Genomic DNA, 20,254 nt, shown 5'->3' on the forward strand with positions numbered 1-20,254 from the left:
TTAATTAAGGGTTGGCAGATTGAAATTTCCTTTGACCAATCACTTTTAAAAGCATTGATCTGCGGCATTGTAAAACCCTTGATTTTAAAAACATTTGATTAATTAAAGAGTTTAAAAGCCACCATATTGTTACTTTTGCTTTAACATGAAGAAAATATTAATTGTTGATGATTTACACCCGGCTTTTAAAGAGCGGGCAATTGCGATGGGTTATCAGGTTGATGATGAACCTCAGATCACCCGTCAACAAACTTTGGATAGGATTAAAAATTATATAGGAATTGCCGTAAGAACCAAATTTAGAATTGATGCTGAAGTTTTCGCGGCTGCTCCAAATTTAAAATTCGTGGCCCGCGCTGGTGCTGGTTTGGATAATATTGACGATAAAATAGCTTTTGAGCGAAATATAGAATTAATTAATGCCCCCGAGGGGAATTGCGATGCTGTTGGAGAACACGCAACGGGCTTACTTCTATCTTTAATGAATAATTTTCGCAAAGCCGATATAGAAATCAGAAATGGGATTTGGGATCGGGAGGGAAACCGGGGTTATGAATTAAAAGGCAAAAAGGTTGGCATTATCGGTTATGGTTTCATGGGACAAAGCTTCGCCAAAAAACTTGCCGGTTTTGAGGTTGATGTTATGGCTTATGATAAATATAAAACTGGTTTTTCTGATGCTTTTGCCCGTGAAGTAAGTATGGAAGAAATTGTGAAATATAGCGATGTATTAAGCTTCCATATTCCTTTAACTACAGAAACCAGACAGATGGTTGATGATGAATATTTCTTTCACTTTAAAAAACCAATTTTCTTGATTAATACGGCCAGAGGAGAGATTGTAAACACACAAGCAGTTTTAAATGCACTTCAGTCAGGCAAAATTTTAGGCGCAGGGTTAGATGTTTTGCAAACAGAAAAATTTCCGGCTTTGGCGGAGCAATCTTGGTATGAAGAATTAAGAAACAATGAAAAAATTATTTTAACACCTCATGTTGGTGGGTGGACATTTGATTCTTATCGTAAAATATCGGAGGTACTGGCAGATAAATTAAAACATTTATCTTTTGAATATCAAAATGTAAATCAGGGTTGATGCCGCACTACATTTTGAGTCTTTAGATTAAAAAAAATAGATCTTTTTAAACTAAAGACTTAAACACTAGCAAGTTTATTTGTATTTTGGCAGGATCAAATAAACTTATGCGTCTCTCCAAACTTCTGTTCATATTTATTGGCATTCTTTGCTTTAACACGCTTTATGCACAAACTTATACTGTAACGAGTAATGCCGATAGCGGCCCCGGTACATTAAGAGAAGCATTAACTCAAGCATCTGCAGCAAACAGAACAGCCACATTTATCATTAATTTTAATTTGCCCGGAGTTGCTACTGATCACGCCAATCGAACCATTCGATTGCGTACAGCATTGCCTGTAGTGACTTCAAATGTGGTTATTGATGGATCATCTCAGGCAAACTGGCCTGCACTTGGAGTATCTGGCGCGAAAATAATATTAGAGCCGGAATATACCAATACAACATTTTCAGGATTGGTAATCGGCCAATACTCATCAACATCAGTACAAACAACAGGAGTGGAAATTTATGGCTTATATATCAGAAATTTTGCCACAATTACAAACTTACAAAATGTTAATACAGCCCAGGGATCGGGAATAGTGATTGATTACCGGGCAAACAACATAACCATTGGTGCACCAGGAAAAGGAAATGTGATTGGAGGTAACATTAATGGAATAGTGGTGCAAAATAGTTATTACTACAGCAATGTTACTGCTTCAAAAATTAAAATCCAATCTAATCTTATTGGAGTGATCTATGATGGCATTACACCCAACACGAACGTATTTGGCATTGCTGCAAATTTGTATGATTGTGCTTTAGATGTAGGAGGAGACAATACCGGGGAAGGAAATGTGATTGCAGCCAACCGGATCAATCTGGATGTTACGCGATCATCCTCAACAGGAACCAGATTTGACATCAACATTGTTAATAACAAAATTGGCGTTGATTATACAGGGAAAAAGGATTTTCACGAACTGCCGGTTTTCCTTTCTTCATCGTCTTTAGAAATTGCCGGATTAAAGGTTAATGCTGTAAATACGGCCTTGTACATTCGCAACAATATTATTGGCGGTAACAGAACAACAGGCGTTTCAATTGCCAATGCTGATTTTATATTAACAGGCAATGCCATTGGAACTGATGCCGCCGGAACAGTGGTAATGGGCAATGGAATTGGTGTAAAAATTGAAAGCAACGCTGCGGGTACCATTGGTGGCGCCACTTCTGCAGAAGTCAACTTAATTGCAAATAATAGTTTTGGAGTGGAGACTGTATCTTCCAGACCAGTTAAAATTACCCGAAACAGTTTCTTTTGTAATAAAACATTTGGTATTGGAAAAACCCTGTCAATTCTTCAACCTACTATTCAAATTTTAAAGAAAAATGCTACAGGTGTATCGGGTAAGGCCTCTGCAAATTCAGAGGTGGAGCTCTTTTACACTGTAAACTGCAATGGTATTTGCGAGGGTAAAACTTATATCGCCACGGTGCAGGCAGGTAGCGATGGGAGATGGCAATACAACGGAACATTAAATGGCATGGTTACGGCTACTGCAAGTTTACTTAATGCAACCACATCTCCATTTTCTACTGCAGAATTATTGCCGAACGAAGCCATAGTGGAGCCCGTAACCTGTAATGCTGACGGATCAATAACAATACCTGAAGAACGTGAAGGATTTACTTTTACCTGGGTAAAAATTGAAACCGACGGAACTCGTGTGCCTAAAGGCAATACACAAAGTATTTCAGGGTTAGATGTTGGAACTTATGAAGTTACTGTTGATGATGGATGTAAAGCTTTTCCATCTGTATTTGTAATCAAAGATCAGAAATTAACCAAACCAGCCATAATTCCTCCGGTGCCGGCTTGCGGGCAAACCAGTTTTGTTTTTACTGCCGAAGTTTTGCGTGGAAAAGGAACGCTACGTTTTGAGTGGCTAAATAGTGCTAATGTTGTGGTCAGCACAAGCAATCCGGCAACGCTGCCTGAAGGCACGTACTCTGTTCGTGTTACTGATGAAGCTTCTTGTAAATTAACATCAGATCCTGTAGAAATTAAGCGGAAACCACAACCTAAAATTGGTAGTCCAGCTACAACAACCCCGGCAGCTTGTGGTAAAACCAATGGTTCAATAAAAGGTATAACCATTACTGATGCTACCGGAGCCTTAACATATAAATGGTTTAAGCGTGATCCTTTAACTGGTGTGCCCGGTACCGATGTCATTGCCACAACGCTTGATTTAGAGGATGTAGAGGGTGGAAATTATGTTTTAACTGTAACCGATGAAGGTCAATGTTCTCCGGTTAGCCAATCATTTTTTATCAATACATATAATACCGTAACCATTACCGATGGTATCCGAACGCCGGCAAGATGTGGCGATGATAACGGTATTATTGATAATGTTTCCATCACTGATGCGGATACCTATGAGTGGATTGGACCAACAGGAATTAGTATTAAAAAAGGCACTTATTCGCCTGGCATGTCCATTAAAATAACTGATTTGGCACCGGGTACTTATACTTTGAAAGCGACTAATACACTTTCTACATGTGCTTTAACTAAAACATTTTTAATTTCTGCAACGGCTCCAACGGTTTTTACATATTCACAAACCGTTAACTCCACAACCTGCGGATTGCAAAACGGGAGTATAAATTTAAATTTCACATCAGTTACACCAACAAGGTATGAGTGGAGGGATGAATCAGGTGTTGTAATTCCCGGAACAGTTAGTGAGCTGAAAAATTTACCTGCCGGTAATTATCGGTTATTCACCTTTGATATCAATAATTGTCCTTCAGTTTTAGGGCCATTTGTTATTGGCATTATTCCGAAGCTTGGTATAGTCAGTAATACCGGAACTTCCATTAAGGATGGCTGCGGTTTGAAAAGAGGTGCTGTTAAAGGAGTGCAAGTGATTGGAGGTGTGCCTGCTTACGATTTTAAGTGGATAAATGCAGCTGGAGAAGCTGTACAGTACACTCAGGACCTGATCAATGTAGGAGCAGGAACTTATCGTTTGGAAGTTAGGGATAAAACAAATTGTGGTTATGCCATTAGCGAAGAATATGTTGTACTTGATGAGCCGTTTAAAATTTCTACACCTGTTGTGAGCGATTTACGCGTTTGCTATGTTTCGGATATCATATTGCCTGTTACTGCTCCCGAAGAAGGAACTTATCAGCTATATGAATCTTTAGAGGATGAGCTTCCGATTTTAGAAACAAACACAGGAGCTTTTCATTTTAAAGTAAGCAAAACCGCCGATTATTTTGTTAGAAGGAAATTAGGCACCTGCTATAGCGATTTTACTCCGGTACATATTGAGGTTACGCATGATAACCTGGAAGTTACCAACACCATGACACCAAACGGAGATGGAATGAATGACTATTGGGTAATCAGAGGACTTCCTGATTTTAAAGGAACCAACATTAAAATATATACCAGAGGCGGACAATTGGTTTACGAATCAATCGGGAATTATTTAAAGCCTTTTGATGGACGTTTTAGAGATAAAGAGCTTCCGGCAGGAGTATATTATTATGTTATTGATTTAAGGGCAGAATGTAAACCATTAGCAGGCAGTATTACACTCTTGCGTTAAAACTGCCTGCTTGGGCAACTTACCTGATAACGATTGTTTAATAATATGCCAAGTACAATTTCATGGGTTCCATTGTTTACCGATCTTAATCCGGAAGTATTAACGTCGTATGAGTAACTTAAGTTGACTAACGAGGCAATGTTAAAACCAGCTAACAAAGAAAATGAATCATTATTTCTGAAACTGCTACCAACCCAGAATTTATCCTGATAAGCGAATTTTAAATTAGCATCAAAAGCGGCAGGGGAGTTAGCCCAATAACTAATTAATGTTGATGGGATCATAGCGATATCTTCATCAAGAAATATCTTATACCCAGCTGTAGCGTAAAATGCTGTTTTTTGGTAAGGAGAAGTTTTTACCTGATTGCTTTCTGCTATCGTTGTTGAGCCTAAAAGCTGCTTGGCTGAGGCACCAACAAAAAAGCGGGGACTGTATAACCAAATACCTGCACCAACATCTGGCCTGATTCTATTGTTGTTATTAGCAGAGAATAATGGATCTCCGGATTCATCGGCAATAATTCTCCTTACATCAATATTTATGGAATTAAACCCCGCAGATATACCTAGGGATAAATTAACCTCGGTGGTAAGGCCAAGATGATAAGCATAAGTTCCATTTACGCTGGTTTGCCTGATTAAACCCGCTTTATCAGTCATGGCCACTAAACCAATTCCATGATGTGGTTCTGCTGCACTAAAGTTATTAACCTGGCTTCTGCTCATTGGATTATTTCCGGCGCCCGAAAAAGAGTTAACATTGCTCCTGATAAATTCTTCACCTATTGCGGTACTTAATGATAAGTATTGAGTACTGGGCGCACCTTCCAATCCACTCCATTGTTTTCTATAGCCCAGCTTTAAATCGGTATAATTGTCAATTCCAGCTAAAGCGGGGTTGAGCAGAATATTATTGAAAATATATTGTGTACTTCTCGGTACCTCCTGAGCGTATGATATCATGCCCAAAGAGATCAGTAAAGCGAGATTGTAAAAAAACTTCATTTGTTGTGAGGCGTTATCTGGTTTAATATCAATCAACTTGCTGTGTTAATAATATTACTGCTAAGATAGTAAGTTGTATGGAATTATAAATTTTTATAGCATAAATAAAATTGCCTTTTGATTTACTTTCGCCAGAATCTGTTCACAAATCCATATTATTTTCCTAAATTGGATACAAATTCTAACTAATTATATCATGCCGAAAAACCATCAATATTCTACAACTGTCACCTGGACGGGCAATAAAGGCTCGGGTACAATGGATTACCGTTCGTACGATCGCGATTATGTAATTTCTGTTAATGGCAAGGCCGATATTTCCGGATCATCTGATTCTGCTTTTCTTGGCGATAAATCTAAATACAATCCTGAAGATTTGTTATTAGCTTCTATTTCAAGTTGCCATATGCTTTGGTATTTACACCTGTGCTCAAAAAATGAAATTGTGGTAATCGATTATAAAGATGAAGCAGTTGGAACAATGGAAGAATCAGCAGATGGGAGCGGTAAGTTTAAAGAAGTTACTTTACATCCGCAGGTTTTAATTGCCGATAAGGCACATTTTGAACTTGCAGAATCTCTTCATCAGGAAGCCAATAAAATGTGTTTTATTGCTAATTCATTGAATTTTCCAGTTAAACACCAACCAGTTTGTAAGGCGGAGAACAGTTAGCAGTTTTCAGTTGGCAGTTTTCGGTTAACAATTAACAGTGCAATTTTCAGTTCATTAATATAATCAATTCACAGTAGCAGTTAGTCGGGATTTGCAATCCCGACTTTAAGAGTTTCAATTTCAAAGCCTAAACACAAACAGACAGCTTTCAGTTTGCAGTTTTTGATAGGGTTAAGTTGAATTTATACCAATTGCCAACTGTAAAATTGAAAATTGCCGACTGAAAACTGCAAACTATTTTACTTCGTAAACATTATCCTTTGGAGTTGCATCTACATAAATTCCATTATCCAGGGTAATCGATTTTATCTTCTTCGTTGTATTTAAGGCTATAACAACTTCTTTCTGATTGCCTTTCCAAACTGCTGGTGTTTTATGAATGGTTTCAGTTTTGCCATCAGCATAAGAAATTACCACATCAAATGGAATGGAGAAACCACCAACATTTTTAATGTTCAAAGTTGATTTTCCTTTAACAGTGGCAACCTTTGTTATCGCTAAATCAAGATAATTATTGGTAAAAAACCAGTTCTGAAAAAACCAGTTCAGGTTTTGGCCCGATCCGGCATTTATCGAATTAAAATAATCCCATGGAATGGGATGTTTACCATTCCAGGTGTTCATATAATGGTGTAATGCTTTTTTGAAAACCACATCGCCGAGTAAATCTTTTAAAGCCAGATATGATAATGATGCTTTTCCGTAGGAATTATTTCCATAACCAGCACCAGAAACCTGATCAGACATCGAAATAACAGGCTGATCTTCTTCTGCTGATTTATCGTTGATGTATTGATTAACCCTGAATTTTTTATAAAAATCGTCAGCAGCCTGTTTGCCATGTTCTGCAATGCCGATTAAATACTCAAAAGTGGTTGCCCAACCTTCGTCCATATAAGCATACCGGGTTTCATTGATGCCCATATAAAAAGGGAAATAGGTGTGTGCTACCTCATGATCCTGAACCAATTGAGCGAAAACAGGATCGCCAAAATTAGAATCATTTACCATCATTGGATATTCCATATCAGCAAAACCCTGGAAAGCAATTGTTTTTACATACGGATAAGGGATTCCCGGCCAGTTGTTTGAAAACCAGGCCAGAGCATTAATGTTATATTTTACTGAGTTTAAGAAATCTTTTCCTGTTGTAGGGTTGTAAGCAGCTTGTGCACTTGCTCTTCGTCCTGTTTTTGAATCTACAATTACACTTCCACCATCCCAAACGTAATGATTGCTCAGCGCAAAAGTAACATCTGTAATATGATCTGCTTTAAATTTCCAGGTATTCCAGTCATTTTGAGCAGTTACTTTTCCGGCTTTTAACTCTTCTTCGGTGGCAATATGAATAATTTCATCCGTATTGTGCGATTTTTTTAAACGGGTAGCAATTTCAGCCTGAAGCACTTCATCAGGGTTCAAAAAATCGCCCGTGGCATAAACCACATAATTTTTAGGTGCTTTTACAGAAAATACATAATCGTTAAAATCGTTGTAAAACTCGGCCCTGTCAGTATGTGGAATTCTATCCCAGCCGTTGTAATCATCATAAACAGAAATGCGTGGATAACTGTATGCCACAAAAAATGAATTCGGATCAATCTGCCCTTCGCGTCCACTTTCTTTTGATAACGGATAATCCCAATCAATCTTAACTGTTATTTTTGATTGAGGATTTAAAGGTTTCTTTAATCTCACGTTACCTACAGTTCCCCAGTTTTTACTATCCACTTTATAAATTTCTCCATCAACAGAAAATGAAGAAATATTTAGTCCGGTGGTTAAAAAATCTTCGCTAACAACACCACTTCTTGGCGAAGTTGGCTTGTGGAGGTTGTTAACAAAGCGAATGGCCAGAGTTTTTAAAGTATCGCTGCTATTGTTGCTGTAAATGATTTCTTCCTGTCCACTTACTATTTTGGTTTCAGCATCTACTTTTATATCCATGTGATACCGGCCATGATTTTGCCAGTAATTAGGGCCAGGTTGACCGGTCATGGAACGTGTTCCCTTTTGGTAGGCTGCTTTAATGTTTCGTGGCATATAAAGTTCTTGCGCCGAAACAGTATAGGTACCCAGGCCAATAAGCAGGGCTAGATAGAATAACTTTTTCATTTTCTGAATAATTTTAAGCTAAAAGTAAAATTAATGATTGAATTTTGAATGGATACACGATTGAATATTGCCAATAAGATGATTTCTGCATATCATATTGATGATTTAATGATAAGCTGGCAAATTATTGAATGTTGCTTTATGATCTTGAAATCACTAAATCCTGTAAATCTTAATCTTTTATTTGCTTTTGTAATTTCCACATTTTATCTTCGTTATTATTGAAGCAAGACTATGTAGCAAACCAACTATGTAGTCTTGTTTGTTTTTTATAGCGTTTGAATAAAATTTAATAGAGCAATGACAGAGGTAACGTACTACACACAAGAGGGGTTAGATAAATTAAAGGAGGAAGTTCATTATCTAACTACCACTGGCCGTCAGCTAATATCTAAAGCAATTGCTGAGGCAAGAGATAAAGGTGATTTATCGGAAAATGCAGAATATGATGCAGCTAAAGAAGCTCAGGGTTTGCATGAGGCGAAAATTGCTAAACTGAAAAATACACTGGCAAATGCCCGGTTAATTGATGAATCTAAATTGGATTTATCGAAAGTACTGGCATTGTCGATTGTGAAAATTAAAAATGTTAAAAACGGTGCAACCATGACTTATCAGTTAGTGGCTGAAAGTGAGGCCGATTTAAAGACAGGGAAAATTTCAGTAAAATCACCTATTGCACAGGGTTTGTTAGGTAAATCAGTCGGCGAATTTGCCGAAATTGAAGTGCCTGCAGGTAAAATGCAATTCGAAGTATTAGAAATTTCAAGATAAGGTAAAAAGGTGGAAAGTAAATGGCGTAAGGCTTTACTTTCCACTTTCAAAACCTTTGCCTTACATCTCAAACCTTCCCCCTTTATGACTATCTTTTCAAAAATTGTTGCAGGAGAAATTAAGGCGCATATTGTTGCAGAAACTGTAGAATATTTAGCTTTTTTAGATGTGCAACCATTAACAGCAGGCCATGTTTTGGTAATCCCGAAAATTGAAACAGATTACATTTTTGATATGGAAGAGGATTTATATGTTGGCCTCTGGATGTTTGCTAAAATTGTAGCTAAAGGATTAAAAGTTGCTTTCCCTTGCAGGAAAGTGGGTGTATCGGTAATTGGGTTGGAAGTTCCACATGCACATATTCACTTAATTCCAATGAATAATGTAAGTGACATGAACTTTAGCAAAGAAAAGTTAAGCCCTACCCAGGAAGAATTAGCGGAAGCTGCGGAGAAAATTAAGCAAGCGCTGCTGGAAGAATAAATTAACGAGGTACGCTACTTTTTTAAGTAGGGATTTTGGTTTGGCAAGGGAACAAAATCAGTTTCGCCAGGAACTGGTTTGAATTTTTGTTCCAGCCAATTCTGTTTGGCTTTCTCAATTAATTCTTTATCCGATGCTACGAAATTCCAGTAGATAAATCTTTCTTCGGGAAAGGGTTCTCCTCCAAAAATATAAACAGTTGTATTTTCTAACATCGTAAATTCACAAAGCTTCGCATCATTGGCAATTAAAATTACCCGAGGCTCAAAAAGATTCCCTTCACTTTCAATTCCGCCTTCCAGAATATAGAGTGCACTTTCTCCAAACAGACTACTTCCAATATTCAACTTTTGCCTACTAGTGCTTTTTACTTCTAAGAAATACAATGGGCTGTAAACCGGTACAGGAGATTTTTTACCAAAAGCTTCGCCGGCAATCAATTTTATTTTAACATTATCCTGTTCCCAGTAAGGAATATCTGTTTCCTCAACATGGAAAAATTCAGGTTCCATTTCCTCTAAAGATTTATTCAAAGCAACCCAGATTTGAAGTCCGTGAAGCATTTTATCACTTTTACGAAGATATTCAGGAGTTCTTTCAGAGTGGACAATTCCACTTCCTGAAGTCATCCAGTTAACCTGCCCGGGTTTAATAACCACATCAGTTCCTAAACTGTCCCTATGCTCAATTTCTCCTTCAAAAAGAAATGTCAGGGTAGATAAACCGATGTGCGGATGAGGAGGAACATCTAAATTTTCATGATCACTCATTGCTGCCGGTCCCATGTGATCAATAAAAGCAAATGGACCAACCATTCGTTTTTCTCTAAATGGTAATAACCTGCCAACCATGAAATTACCAATGTTTGCGGGCCGTTCTTCGATAATGAGTGAAATGTTTGACATAAGATTGTGCCTTGTTTGAAGAAGTGAATTTAAGGAAAAACTATGGAAAAGCCGTCATTGCGAGGCACGGATCAATCTTCCAAGATAGATTGCTTCGTGCCTCGTATTCCAGGTTTAGTATAATTCCAAATTTATTTCAAAAAACGTTGAGGGCTTCTATGCGGTATGTGGCGACATAACGAATCAATAAATGGTCTGTGAGACACAAATCATGGGGTATAATAGATATAGGCTATATGACTAAGGTGTTCTCAGATGTCTGAGGTGGGTTCATTACCCGCAACGTCATTGCTGAGGAGGGACGACAAAGCCAATCTATTTTGCTGTAGCACAATCGTTCAGTATTGGAAAGATTGCTTCACACCACCTCGCAAGCCCTCTGCTTCAGTTCGCAATGACGAGCGTTTCAAAAGATTGGGGCTGACTTACGAAGTTTTGTTGGGTTGCGTTTGGAGCAACTTCGTCAGCCTAATCATCATTGCGAGGAGGAACGACGAAGCAATCTATTTTGCTACATTATCACTGAAGTATAAAACAGATTGCTTCACTCCAGCGCACATACCTTTTCTTCAGTTCGTATGACGAAAGTTTACCCTGTCCTTTATTAAACGCTATAGATTTTGTTTTTAGTTTCTCTAAAGACAACACGTTGCCATAATGTGATTAACACACCTTTAAATAAAAATGCCCTTGGTTAACCAAAGGCAGTGACGAGTAAACTAAAAAGCATCTCTTTCAAGATGCTTTTTGAAATATGGGAAAAAGAGAAAAACTATATCAATTCCATCAAGGCCTCTTTGCTGAAACCTTTTAATTCTGTAGTACGGTTATTCTTGATTTTTTCTACCCAATTTGGATCAGCTAAAAGCGGGCGACCAACAGCTACTAAATCAAAATCTCCACGTTCCATTCTGCGCACCAACTCATCTAGTGAGCTTGGTTGAGAACTTTGTCCGGCAAAAGCGCCAAAGAAATCGCCATCTAAACCGACCGATCCAACAGAGATTGTTGCTTTACCCGTAACTTTTTTAGCCCATCCGGCGAAGTTTAAATCAGAACCTTCAAACTCTGGTTCCCAGAAGCGACGTTGTGAGCAGTGGAAAATGTCTATTCCGGCATCAGCCAGTGGCGTTAACCATTGCTCCATTTCGGTTTCATTTTTAGCTAATTTGAAATCGTAAGCCGCAGGTTTAAATTGCGATAAACGAATAATTAAAGCAAAATCTGCTCCAACTCTTTTGCGTACTTCTTTAATCACTTCAACTGCAAAACGAGTGCGTTCTGCTAAAGTCTTGCCGCCATAAATATCTTTACGGTTATTCGTTGCATCCCAAAAAAACTGATCGATTAAATATTGATGTGCTCCATGGATTTCTACCGTATCAAAACCTAATGCTTTTGCATCGGCAGCAGCCTGACCAAAAGCGGCAATCGTATCTGCAATGGCGGCATCAGTCATAGGTACACCATTTTCAAAACCTGGTTTGTTAAAAGAAGATGGTCCTTCAAAAGGTGTATCTGGTAACCAGCCAGATGCATGATTTTCCATAATACCCTGGTGCCAGATTTGCGGCCCCATTAATCCGCCTGCTGCATGAACATCATTAATTACTTTTTGCCAACCAGCCAATGCCTGATCGCCATAAAAATGTGGAATGTTTGGATCGGCAGATGAAGACGGACGGTTGATCACTGTTCCTTCAGATAGGATTAATCCTACATCGCCCGCAGCTCTTTTTGCATAATACGCTGCAACGCCATTCGTCGGAACCCCACCAGGAGAAAATGATCTGGTCATTGGAGCCATTACAATTCTATTTTTGATGTTTAAATTTTTAAGGCTAAATGGCCTGAATAAACTATCTGTGCTCATATATTTCTAATTTTTATAATTCTGAATTGATGATTTGAGTTAATTTTTCCAATCCTTCTTTGTTGCGTTTGTAATATGTCCATTGGCCAACGCGTGTAGCACAAACTAAATCAGCACGCTGTAAAATAGAAAGGTATTCGGAAATTGTACTTTGAGATAAACCAGCCTTTATTTGAATTTGACCAACACAAACACCAACATTTTCAAAATCTGCATTTGGTTGTTCAGGGAAATTTTCAGCGGGTTCTTTCAACCATGTTAAAATTTGTAAACGGGTTTTATTTGATAAGGCCTTAAAAATTTCTACTTGATCCATAACGCAAATATATATCGACTTTTCCCGATATGCCAATCATGAAATCAAAGTTTACAATATTGTGAAAAACCGTATAAACGTTAATAAAACGTTTTAAATAAAACCTGTTAATGTAAATTTTGTTAGGATTTAACTTAAACAATTTCTTACATTCGTTTAATCATTCTAACCAAATGTCTACTTATAAATCATTAACTGATCACGAACTTTTCATCCTTATGCAGGATGGAGACAAGCATGCTTTCGAAGAAATCTACGAGCGCTTTAATGGTTTGTTATACATTTATGCGTGCAAAATGATTCCTGACAGGGAAGATGCCAGAGATATTGTTCAGGAGATTTTCGTTTATCTGTGGAGCAATCCAAATATTCAAATCAAAAATCAATTATCTGCTTACTTATACACTGCCGTACGCTACAAAATTTTCGATTGGTTAGATAAAAATAAATCCAGATCGAACTATTTGCAATCATTGGAAGATTTTTCACACAAAGGAGATTACGTTACTGATGATTACATTCGTGAACGTGAGTTTGCCTCGTTGATAGAAAAAGAAGTGGCATTATTACCTCCAAAAATGCGAATAATTTTCGAAATGAGCCGTCAGCAACATTTAACTCAAAAAGAAATTGCTGAGATTCTTCATCTTTCTGATAAAACAGTGAAAAAGCAAATGAGCAATGCGTTAAAGGTTTTGCGCTTGAAATTGACATCGTTTTTAATGCTTGCAGTTATTTTGTTGTTACGTTGATCTTTTCTTTTACCTTTTATCATTTTGAACGCTGTTAAGAACCCTTACAAAGTTCGCACTGACAAAAACTGCCAGCTAACCAAATTTTATGAAAGTAAGCATTTCATGCCATACAGGTTAGCACTTGCAAAAACAGCCCGCCAGCCTAATTTTTAATGTGAGGTTTAGAGTTGATAACTTTATTTCCATCTTGCGATTAAAGTTGTCAACTCCGGAAAACTAAAAAAAAATAAAAAATATTTTCACTTCATCTACTACCTGGGTGTCACTTAACCTACATGTATTTAATTAGCCAAATATTTTGAAATGATGAGTAAAGACGAAGTTGAAAAACTTTTAGAAAGATACAGAAATGGACTTTGTACTGAAGAAGAGAAAGCTTTAGTAGAATCATGGCATTTGCGTGAACTTTCAAACAAAATTGCTGATGTAGATCATGTAGAATTGATCGATGCCCGTAAGCAAATCTGGAATGCAATTCAGGAAGAGACGGAAATAAATTCAGATAGAAAAAATATTTTGTGGCCTAAATTGGCTGCGGCTGCAGTTGTGCTTTTCTTTATTGGTTTTGTGATTAATAAACAACTCGAAAAACAGCTTAACACGAAGCAACAAATTAGTAAAACCCAGGATAAAATTATCCAACCCGGAGGAAACAAAGCTACTTTAACATTGGGTGATGGCTCTAAAATTTCACTTACTGATGCTACTGACGGTGTAATTGCAAAACAGGCTGGGATTAACATTACTAAAACAAATGATGGCGAACTGATTTATACTGTCGCTGCGGCATCCGATCTTAAAAAAGATCTTTATAATACCATTGAAACCCCTCGTGGCGGGCAATATCAAATTAATCTTCCGGATGGAACTAAAGTTTGGCTGAATGCCGAATCTTCTTTGCGCTATCCGGCTGCATTTGATGACGCACAAAGAATGGTTGAGCTTAAGGGCGAAGCTTATTTTGAAGTGGCAAAACGGTTGAACAAAAATGGTTCACGCGTACCCTTTAAAGTTAAAACAGAATTGGGTGGCGGCAGAAACCAGGAAGTGGAAGTTTTAGGCACTCATTTCAATATCAATGCTTACCATAATGAGCCAAGTAATAAAACCACATTGCTTGAGGGAAGTATTAAAATTAAAAATTTACAATCGAACACCACGGGCTTGTTAAAACCTGGACAGCAATCCATCATTAGCCCTTCATCTCCGGCAGTTCTGATTACGGCTGTTGATGCAGAGGAATCTGTAACCTGGAAAGACGGCTTTTTTAGCTTTAATGAAGAGAATTTAGAAACCATAATGAATAAAATTTCCCGTTGGTACAGTGTTGATGTTGACTATACGGGAAATAAAATAAACAAAACTTTTGGCGGCCGTATATCGCGGTTTAATAGCGTAAATGAGGTTTTAGATATGCTTCAAACCACAGGAGCGGTGCGTTTTAAAATAGAAGGAAGGAGGATTTTAGTTATGCCATAACCTATACTTTCTTCATCAGACTTTGATGATTTTAGAATGGTGCCTAACTAAAAAACCGGAAGCGCGGCAACGCTCCCGGCCATAACAAGGCTTTATTCTAATCGTAAAAATGTGAGATACAACTATTTTAAACCTAATAACCAAATATATGAATTTTTATACTGAATGGTTGCCCCAACCTAAAGGGCGCCTGTTTAAATTTCTGTTGATTATGAAATTGACTTTTGTCTTGCTAATCACTTCGTTTCTACAGCTCAGTTACGGAGCTGCAAATGCACAAAACGTAACATTATCAGAAAAGAATACAACGCTACTCAAAGTTTTTCGCAAGTTAAATAAAAGTGTGGGTTATAACTTTTTGTATGACCTTGATCTGTTGAAAGAGGCAAAACCTGTTACCATCGAAATCAGGAATACTGACATTAAAGAAGCTTTAAAGCAAATTTTTAGTGAACAACCTTTAGGTTATACGATAAAAAATAACACCATCATCATTCATCGCAAAGCAACTGAGGGAACTCCATTAATGATAAGGTCTTTTGTTGATATAAGAGGCAGGGTTGTGGATGAAAACGACCAACCAATGGCAGGGGCCAGCGTTAAAGTTAAAGGTTCAAACCTTGGCGCTGTTACGGATGAAACAGGTACATTCATCCTTAAAGATGTAACTGAGGGAGCAACTTTAGTGGTTTCATACATCGGTTACGAAAACAAAGAAGTTACTGCTGCAAATGGACTGACCATTAAATTAACACCTCAGGCGGGTTTACTGGCTGATGCTGTTGTAATTGGTTATGGCACTCAGAAAAAAAGTGTGGTAACCGGAGCAATTGCTTCTGTAAAAGCCACCGATTTAAAAGATATGCCTGTGGTTAGAATTGAGCAATCGCTACAGGGCAGAGCATCTGGTGTTACGGTTACAACCAGTTCCGGACAGCCAGGTGATGGCGGAACCATCAGGATTCGGGGTACAGCGAATATTAACAATGCCAATCCATTATACGTGGTGGATGGTGTGGTAATTTACGGTGGTATCGAATACCTCAATCAATCGGATATTGAATCAATAGAGGTTTTAAAAGATGCGGCATCGGCTGCAATTTATGGTACCCGTGCTGCTAACGGGGTAATTATTGTGACGACTAAAAAAGGTTCGAATACAGGTAGGGTAAGAGTCGAGTATAATAACTACATCGGTACTCAGGCTCCATCCACCAGGTTGAATTTATTAAATGCCACTCAATACGCTACCATTTACAATGAGTCGCAATTGGCAGATGGAATTACTGCCATTCGTTTTCCAAATCCAAGCCAATATGGAGTAGGAACGGATTGGCAGGATGCCGTTTTCAATAATAAAGCGATGATTCAAAATCACGATTTAAATATGAGTGGTGGTAATGATAAATCAATCTATTATGGGTCATTCAGTTATTTCGATCAGGATGGTATTGTTGCCACTTCAAACTCTAAATTCAAAAGATTTACAGCCAGGTTTAACTTCGAGCATAAAATTACCAAAAACATTAAGTTTGGTAATTCTATCGGTTATACCAGAATTAATTCTGTCGGTGTAAGTACCAATAGTGAATATGGCTCTCCATTGAGCAGAGCAATTAACATGGATCCGATTACACCTGTTGTTGAAACCGATCCGGCTAAATATGGGTTGCCGAAATATTTAAACAATCCGGTGGTTAGGAATGCTGCAGGTTTTCCGTATGGAATTTCTGATTACGCACAATCGGAGGTGTTAAATCCGGTTGCTGCCTTACAGGTTGCTCAGGGGAACTCCTGGAGCGATAAAGTTGTGGGCAATGCCTTTGCTGAGGTTGAATTTATTAAAGGTTTAAAACTAAGAAGTACCGGTGGTGTCGATTTAGCTTTTTGGGGAGGACAATCCTTTCGCCCGATTTACTATTTAAACTCCATTAATCAATCTACTTTAACCGCTTACACAAGAGACAATAACAGGGGCTTATTCTGGTCGTTGGAGAATACGTTAAGCTACGATAAAACAATAGGTAAGCATGTGATTACCGCTTTAGTTGGTTATTCTGCACAGAAAAACAAAGGCGAAACACAAGGCGGCATTAAAGAAGGTATTCCTGTAGATAATATTAAAGATGCTTCGTTGCAATTCCCAGTGGCCAGAACCAATTCTGATTTTTACGGGGGAGAGTATCAAAATACTTTGAACTCTATTTTCGGCAGGATTATCTACAACTATGATGAAAAATATTTGTTCACAGGTATTGTTCGCAGAGATGGTTCATCACGTTTTGGTCCGAATAATAAATATGGTTATTTCCCTTCAGCATCAGCAGGATGGGTGGCATCAAGAGAAGATTTTTGGCCTAAGAATGATATTGTTACCTTCTTAAAGTTTAGAGGATCGTACGGTATCAACGGTAATGATGCTATTCCTGATTTCAGTTATCTGGCAACCGTTAGTGGCGGTAGAAATTATTCTTTAGGAACAGCATCTGGTCAAACTTTGATAAATGGTGTGAGTCCGAATGCACTTTCAAATCCTGATCTGAAATGGGAGGAAACATCATCTTTCGATCTTGGTTTTGATGCGACTTTATTTGAAGGGATTACATTGGCAACCAGTTATTTCAATAAGAAAACCTATGGAATGCTGCTTCAACAAATCGTTCCTTCTTACGTAGGTAACACTGGCCCGTATGCAAACACTGCCGATTTATATAACCGCGGTTTTGAAATTGAGCTGGGCTGGAATAAAAGAGTTGGAGAATTTAGCTTCCGTGTCGCTGGAAATGCATCATTCATTAAAAATGAAGTAACCTTGCTAGGCGCAGATAAAGATTATCTTCCAAGCAGACAGACGATTACTCCTCAAGGTTTAGAAGTTACCCGTGTTGCTGTTGGTCAGGCTGTCGATTCATTTTTTGGTTATCAAACCGCAGGATTGTTCCAAAACCAAGCTGAAATCAACAATTACAAAAACAGCGCTGGTGGCTTAATTCAACCAAATGCTAAACCAGGTGATATCAAATTTCTGGATTTAAATGGCGATGGTGTAATTAGCGATGCAGATAGAACTTTCTTAGGAAGATCAAATCCAAACTTTACCTACGGCTTAACCTTCTCGGCAAAATATAAAGGTTTTGATATTTCTGTCTTTGGCCAGGGTGTTTCGGGAAATATGATTTTTAATGGTTTAAGAAGATTTGATTTAAGCCCATCTAACTACACTACAACCATTTTAAACAGATGGACTGGCGAAGGAACGAGCAATGTGGTACCTCGTGCTACGTTAGCCGATGACAACAAAAACTACAGCCGTGTTTCGAGTTTATTTTTAGAGAGCGGTGCTTATTTCAGATTGAAAAACATTCAGTTGGGTTACACATTGCCAAAAACATTGATCAATAAAGTTGGGCTGGATAACCTGAAGTTTTATGTAATGGCGAACAACCTTTTCACATTAACCAAATACACGGGTTACGATCCGGAAATTGGTGGCGGAAGTTTAGGCGTTGATCGTGGCTTCTATCCACAAGCGAGGTCATTTTTTGTAGGTGTAAATGTTGGATTTTAATAATACAGAGATGTGCCATTGTGATTGTGAACGGATTAATCATGATCGCTTCATCACAATTTAAAATATACACGACGATGAAAATTAAACATATAAAATATTCTATTGCCATACTGGCAATGATACAGTTAACGGTTTCCTGCAAAAAAGACTTTTTGGAATTAACACCAAAAGGAACGGCGACAGAAGAAAATTTCTATCGCAATGAAACCGAAGTTTACCAGGGCTTAATTGCTGTTTATGATGTAATGCAATGGGGAACAAGCGGCGGTTATACCATGAAACAGCCGTTGCTGAGTGCTGCTTCTGATGATTGCTGGGCAGGGGGTGGTAACGCTTCCGATCAACCTGGATGGGTGGCTTACGATAACTTTAACATGGATTCAAGATTAGGTCCGCAAGTTGGTTTATGGTCTAAGAACTTTACCGGTGTAAATCGTGCCAATATCATTTTAGAGAAAATTGAAAAAGCAACCACTTTAAGTGCTGCGTTTAAATCGAGAGTAACAGCAGAAGCCAAATTTTTAAGGGCCTATTTTTATTTCGATCTGGTAAGGTTTTTTGGTAACGTTCCCCTAATTACGAAGATCATTCCAACAGCAGAGCTTTATACTCAAACGCAATCGGCACCTGCTGCAATTTATGCGCAGGTAGAAAAAGACTTGCGTGAAGCTTTTCCAGATTTGCCGCCCACTGTGGCTACAAATGAAAAAGGCCGTATTACTAGAGGTGCTGCAAAAGCATTACTGGGCAAGGTATTGCTTTTCCAAAATGATAATACAAAAATGGCTGAGGCGGCTACTTTATTTAACGATGTAAATAGAACAGGCAATGAATATGGTTATTCTTTGCTTCCAAATTATGCAGATATTTTTAAACCGGATAATAAGTTTAATGCTGAGGTTATCCTCGAAATTCCTCACTCCACTTTAGCCGCATGGGGCGATTGGAATTGGGTTAACGGTGGTGAAGGTAATGTAGGTACTCAGTTTGTTGGAATGGACAGCTATAACGGTGATACCTATTCTGCCGGATGGGGTTTCTGTCCGGTAACACTGGATCTGGTTAATGTAATGAAAGCTGATCCGCGTTTTGAGGCATCGATTATTGATGGTGCTGCACTGAAAGCAGGAGGTGCTACGTATAATGCCCGTTATCAAAATACCGATTACTTCATTAAAAAATATGCACCGTTAAAAGCATATCGTTCAAACAGTGGTACAGCAGAATTAAACTGGCCTATTGATGAAATTGAAATGCGTTTAGCCGATACTTATTTAATGGAAGCTGAGGCTTTGGTAAGATCAGGAGGCAATGCAACCCGTGCTTTGGAATTATTAACGGCGGTAAGGGCCAGAGTTGGTTTAGCCCCGTTACCTGCAACACTTGATAATATTTATAATGAGCGCCGTTTGGAACTGGCTTTTGAAGGACATCGTTTTTTTGATTTGGTTCGTAGTGGCAGAGCAGTTGCTGTTTTAGGGCCGGTAGGTTTCAAAGCTGGAAAAAGCGAATGGTTACCAGTTCCTCAACAAGAAATTGATTTAACTAAAGGGGTAATTAAACAAAATCCGGGCTATAATTAATTAGATA

At 38.2% G+C, this 20,254-nt stretch carries 14 protein-coding genes; 9 read left to right on the forward strand and 5 right to left on the reverse strand.

Annotated features, from left to right (window positions below; all coding sequences use genetic code 11):
* Positions 1-145 precede the first annotated feature (145 nt).
* Together DU508_RS08390 and DU508_RS08395 are read left to right on the forward strand one after the other, a co-directional pair.
* Positions 146-1,096, forward strand: a complete 951-nt coding sequence (locus tag DU508_RS08390) for an NAD(P)-dependent oxidoreductase (protein ID WP_115402368.1) — start codon at positions 146-148, stop codon at positions 1,094-1,096.
* Between the two features lie 107 nt (positions 1,097-1,203).
* On the forward strand, positions 1,204-4,713 hold the full coding sequence (locus tag DU508_RS08395) for a T9SS type B sorting domain-containing protein (RefSeq protein ID WP_115402369.1): 3,510 nt from the start codon (positions 1,204-1,206) through the stop codon (positions 4,711-4,713).
* On the opposite strand, the gene DU508_RS08400 is transcribed toward DU508_RS08395, so the two are convergent.
* Positions 4,710-5,720 carry a PorP/SprF family type IX secretion system membrane protein gene (locus DU508_RS08400; protein ID WP_115402370.1) on the reverse strand — a complete coding sequence of 337 codons (1,011 nt, stop codon included), beginning with the start codon at positions 5,718-5,720 and terminating at the stop codon, positions 4,710-4,712. The two genes, DU508_RS08395 and DU508_RS08400, sit on opposite strands and share 4 nt — an antisense overlap.
* A 196-nt stretch (positions 5,721-5,916) precedes the next feature.
* On the opposite strand from DU508_RS08400, the gene DU508_RS08405 reads away from it, so the two are divergent.
* The gene (locus tag DU508_RS08405) at positions 5,917-6,393 is read left to right on the forward strand and encodes an OsmC family protein (protein ID WP_115402371.1); all 477 of its coding nucleotides are present in this window, start codon (positions 5,917-5,919) and stop codon (positions 6,391-6,393) included.
* Positions 6,394-6,627: 234 nt separating this feature from the next.
* Here DU508_RS08405 and DU508_RS08410 read toward each other — a convergent pair whose 3' ends face one another.
* Positions 6,628-8,508 carry a M1 family metallopeptidase gene (locus DU508_RS08410; protein ID WP_115402372.1) on the reverse strand — a complete coding sequence of 627 codons (1,881 nt, stop codon included), beginning with the start codon at positions 8,506-8,508 and terminating at the stop codon, positions 6,628-6,630.
* Between the two features lie 300 nt (positions 8,509-8,808).
* Between DU508_RS08410 and greA the strand changes: the two genes are divergently transcribed.
* Together greA and DU508_RS08420 are read left to right on the forward strand one after the other, a co-directional pair.
* Positions 8,809-9,282, forward strand: coding sequence for a transcription elongation factor GreA (greA, locus tag DU508_RS08415; RefSeq protein WP_010603520.1), 474 nt, complete (start codon positions 8,809-8,811; stop codon positions 9,280-9,282).
* Between the two features lie 84 nt (positions 9,283-9,366).
* On the forward strand, positions 9,367-9,765 hold the full coding sequence (locus DU508_RS08420) for an HIT family protein (RefSeq protein ID WP_115402373.1): 399 nt from the start codon (positions 9,367-9,369) through the stop codon (positions 9,763-9,765).
* Positions 9,766-9,779: 14 nt separating this feature from the next.
* Here the strand turns inward: DU508_RS08420 and DU508_RS08425 are convergent, their stop codons facing one another.
* The 3 genes from DU508_RS08425 to DU508_RS08435 all read right to left on the reverse strand — a co-directional run bounded on the left by DU508_RS08425 (position 9,780) and on the right by DU508_RS08435 (position 12,859).
* Positions 9,780-10,670, reverse strand: coding sequence for a pirin family protein (locus DU508_RS08425; RefSeq protein WP_115402374.1), 891 nt, complete (start codon positions 10,668-10,670; stop codon positions 9,780-9,782).
* Between the two features lie 772 nt (positions 10,671-11,442).
* A complete protein-coding gene (locus tag DU508_RS08430; RefSeq protein WP_115402375.1) occupies positions 11,443-12,543 on the reverse strand; it encodes an NADH:flavin oxidoreductase in 1,101 nt (366 codons plus the stop codon).
* Between the two features lie 13 nt (positions 12,544-12,556).
* Positions 12,557-12,859 (reverse strand): ArsR/SmtB family transcription factor, encoded by a 303-nt coding sequence (locus DU508_RS08435; RefSeq protein ID WP_115402376.1) that lies wholly within the window; start codon positions 12,857-12,859, stop codon positions 12,557-12,559.
* A 173-nt stretch (positions 12,860-13,032) separates the two neighbouring features.
* On the opposite strand from DU508_RS08435, the gene DU508_RS08440 reads away from it, so the two are divergent.
* The 4 genes from DU508_RS08440 (at position 13,033) to DU508_RS08455 (ending at position 20,247) form a co-directional block, all read left to right on the forward strand.
* Positions 13,033-13,611 (forward strand): RNA polymerase sigma factor, encoded by a 579-nt coding sequence (locus DU508_RS08440; RefSeq protein WP_115402377.1) that lies wholly within the window; start codon positions 13,033-13,035, stop codon positions 13,609-13,611.
* Positions 13,612-13,917: 306 nt separating this feature from the next.
* Positions 13,918-15,093 (forward strand): FecR family protein, encoded by a 1,176-nt coding sequence (locus DU508_RS08445; protein ID WP_115402378.1) that lies wholly within the window; start codon positions 13,918-13,920, stop codon positions 15,091-15,093.
* 211 nt (positions 15,094-15,304) lie between these two features.
* Entirely contained in the window at positions 15,305-18,661 is a 3,357-nt protein-coding gene (locus DU508_RS08450; RefSeq protein WP_233509426.1) for a TonB-dependent receptor, read from the forward strand.
* Positions 18,662-18,738: 77 nt separating this feature from the next.
* Positions 18,739-20,247 (forward strand): RagB/SusD family nutrient uptake outer membrane protein, encoded by a 1,509-nt coding sequence (locus DU508_RS08455; protein WP_115402380.1) that lies wholly within the window; start codon positions 18,739-18,741, stop codon positions 20,245-20,247.
* Positions 20,248-20,254: the final 7 nt, after the last annotated feature.

Origin of the sequence: Pedobacter chinensis (assembly GCF_003339865.1) — a bacterium.
GTDB lineage: Bacteria > Bacteroidota > Bacteroidia > Sphingobacteriales > Sphingobacteriaceae > Pedobacter > Pedobacter chinensis.